Below are 3,048 nucleotides of genomic sequence, written 5' to 3'. Positions count from 1 at the left end.
TGTTCGTCATTGATTCGGCCCAGCGCAGCTGGGGGCACGGCTCGCAATGACGGCTGAACGTTCGTCATCGATTCGGGGCCGCGAAGCGGCGAGTGGGGCTCGCCATGAAGTAAAATCGGTTAAACTACAATCCGCTCTGAACCTTCGGCCTGGCTGAAGTAGGTCGATGTACTGAGGATTACCATGTCTGAACAGATGAAAGAGACCCGGGAAATGCTGGCCCGTCACCATCGGCACGGTGAGCGTTTTGCCAGGATGATGAAGGAGAGCTTCGAGCGGCGCTTCGACGAGGCCTTCTGGTCGGACTGGGAGCACTGGATCGTTCCGGCCTATTCCGGGCAGCCGGTGATCCTCGATCTGGGAGCGGGCCCCGGCATGTTCGTCAAGGCGGCCGCCGAACGCTATCCTTCGGCACGTGTGGTCGGCGTCGAGTGTGCACCGTACATGCTGGATGCAGCCGAAATACTGCCGGACAACGGTGAACTGCTCTGCGACGACCTGCACGACCCGAGTTTCCCCTTCGAAGAGGCCTCCGTCGATGCGGCTGTGGCCTCGGTAGTGCTCCACGAGATGAACCAGCCGGTGCGTGCGTTGCAGGAGCTTGCCCGCGTTCTGCGGCCGGGCGGTCGACTGCTCATCCTGGACTGGGTGCGGGCTCCGCTCGAAGTCTACGTGCGCAATCAGACCGACGAGGGGCGACTATTCGATCCTGAAACTCCGGTCGACGAATTGGAAGACCTGTTCATTCACTTCGTCGAACACAACCGCTTTTCTCGCGAGGATCTTTACTATCTGCTGCACCGGACCGGTTTTGCCGTCATCGACAGTACAGTGACTCGTGAAGGTCGCTACGGGCGAATCGTCGCCCAGCGTCGCTGACGGAGACGACAACGACGATGGATCTCTTTCAGGCCGTGCTCCTGGCGCTGCTCCAAGGCGTGACGGAGTTTTTGCCCGTCTCCAGTTCTGCACATCTGATTCTTCTGCCCACCCTTACCGGCTGGGAGGATCAGGGGTTGGCGTTCGACGTCGCGGTCCACGTCGGTACACTCGCAGCTGTCGTCTGGTATTTCCGCGACGAGTTGCGCCCGATGGTTGTGGATTGGGGACGTTCGCTGTCGGAGCAGCGTCTGGTGGGGGAAAGCCGGCTCGCCTGGGGGGTTCTTTTTGGCACCATTCCCGTCGGTCTGACGGGTCTGGCCTTCAAGGACGTGGTAGAAACGAGCCTGCGTTCGCCTTTGGTGATTGCCGCCACCACCCTCATTTTCGGAGTACTTCTGTGGTGGGCCGATGCCCATGGGCGGCGTGTTCGCAGTGAGCATACGGTGGGCTGGAAGGATGTGCTGGTAATCGGCGTCGCCCAGGCGATCGCCCTCATCCCCGGCACCTCGCGTTCGGGGATTACCATGACGGCGGGACTGATGATGGGTCTCGACCGGCAGGGCGCGGCCCGTTTTTCGTTTCTGCTGTCGATCCCGGTGATCGCGATCGCCGGAGGGCTCAGTACCGTGGAGCTGATCGGTGCTGGCGAGAGGGTCGTATGGGCACCTTTGCTGGTTGGTACTGCGGTGGCCGCTTTTAGTGCCTATCTTTGTATTCACTTCTTCCTGAAACTGCTGGAACGAATAGGCATGATGCCGTTCGTCATTTATCGTCTGCTCCTCGGAGGGGTTCTGCTGGCTGCGTATGCGTGATCTGAATCGCAAGGGATTGTGGCTTGGCATCGGCTGGGTGTTCGTGGCGGTGATTATCTGGTTATCGCTTACATCGGCACCGCCGGCGTTCGGCGGTGGCTGGGGGGGCATCGACAAGGTACAGCATGCCTTCGCTTATCTGGTACTTACCGGCTGGTTCGTGCAGCTCTATCACAGGTGGCGTCCGCGCCTGTTCTATGCCGCACTGTTCATCGCCATGGGCGCCGCGCTGGAGTTCCTGCAGGGACTCGGGGGCATCCGCCATTTCGAACTGGCCGACATGGTTGCCAATACCACCGGGGTTTTGCTGGGCCTGGCCTCTGCCTTGGCCCGGGTCGACCGTGTGATTGAGGAGATCGATAGCCGAATCGGCTGAGGTATAAACGCTACGTTTTTCACGGAGGGTCCTCACATGTCCGAGACGATCGAGTATGGAAACGTCTATTTTCTGTATCGCCCCAGGATCGATACCGAGCAGGTGGAGAGCCTCGAGGACGTGCAGCGGGTCTACTTGGTGCTCAGCCCCCACGGCAAGAAACGCTACCGCCTGCTTGTGATGGGCCGTAAAAGGCTGCCCGAAATCCACGACGGCGGGGAGCGGTATTGGGGATTTGTGGGCGGAGTCGAGGACTCGGCCGTGAAGCTTCGAAAGGAGTTCGAGGCAGAGACCTACGAGACCAAGACTCGGGGGACGCGGCAAGTTCCACCGGCGCGGCCCGCTGGAGAAGGGGTCTATGCGCTGGTCGAGCACGGCGGTCATACCCACCTCGCTTACGCGCTGGAGCTGCCCAAGGAGCCCGATGAGGTCCAGAAGGAGCTCAATATCGCACCGGAGGCGAGCTTTATCGTCAGCGTCAAGAATCCCGATAAACCCTCGCCACCGAGCGCCGGCCTCGGCAGGCGCCAGCAGGCCCGATTCCCCAAGCACCTGATGGAGAAATTCCGCGACCGTCGCTTCATCGAAATCGAACCGCCCGACTATCTGGATTACGAAGGTGCCGAGTTGATGATGATCGGTGCGCGTGAGGATGCCGAGCGGGAGCTGGAGATCGATTTGGACCCGCAGGATGAAGACGTGAACAGCGCCGAGATGTTTTCCGACCTGCGCATCCGCAAAAGCCGGCATCCGATCGAACCCCTCTTCGAGGGCCGCTGGGAATAGCGCAGCCGCAACGGGAAGCAGAGATGCGGATGCCCATCTCTGCTCCCTATTTTTGAGCCGATAGCAAGTGGGTCGCCCTAACGTTTTCGCTGGTACAAAGGCGAAAGGTCGGCGGCGACCGGCAGCCATCGAACCCAAAAGCCGTCATTCCCGCGAAGGCGGGAATCCAGAAAACAACAGGCAGCTCCCGAC

At 60.5% G+C, this 3,048-nt stretch carries 4 protein-coding genes; all 4 read left to right on the top strand.

Translation table 11 applies throughout. The features are described from left to right. Window positions 1-183: 183 nt before the first annotated feature. Genes Q7L05_RS17265 through Q7L05_RS17250 form a run of 4 tightly spaced genes read left to right on the top strand, consistent with a single transcriptional unit; the run spans window position 184 to window position 2,856 of the window. Window positions 184-879 carry a class I SAM-dependent methyltransferase gene (locus Q7L05_RS17265; RefSeq protein WP_303909541.1) on the top strand — a complete coding sequence of 232 codons (696 nt, stop codon included), beginning with the start codon at window positions 184-186 and terminating at the stop codon, window positions 877-879. Between the two features lie 17 nt (window positions 880-896). After that, complete coding sequence (locus Q7L05_RS17260; RefSeq protein ID WP_303909539.1) at window positions 897-1,694, top strand: undecaprenyl-diphosphate phosphatase; 798 nt, start codon at window positions 897-899, stop codon at window positions 1,692-1,694. Continuing rightward, on the top strand, window positions 1,687-2,070 hold the full coding sequence (locus tag Q7L05_RS17255; RefSeq protein ID WP_303909537.1) for a VanZ family protein: 384 nt from the start codon (window positions 1,687-1,689) through the stop codon (window positions 2,068-2,070). Before Q7L05_RS17260 ends, Q7L05_RS17255 begins: the two co-directional genes overlap by 8 nt. 36 nt (window positions 2,071-2,106) lie before the next feature. After that, window positions 2,107-2,856, top strand: coding sequence for a hypothetical protein (locus tag Q7L05_RS17250; protein WP_303909535.1), 750 nt, complete (start codon window positions 2,107-2,109; stop codon window positions 2,854-2,856). Window positions 2,857-3,048 lie beyond the last annotated feature (192 nt).

This window comes from Thiohalomonas denitrificans (assembly GCF_016841685.1).
Lineage (GTDB): Bacteria > Pseudomonadota > Gammaproteobacteria > Thiohalomonadales > Thiohalomonadaceae > Thiohalomonas > Thiohalomonas denitrificans_A.
Note: the sequence above shows the minus strand (reverse complement) of the source record. Positions and strands in the feature narration are given on the sequence as shown.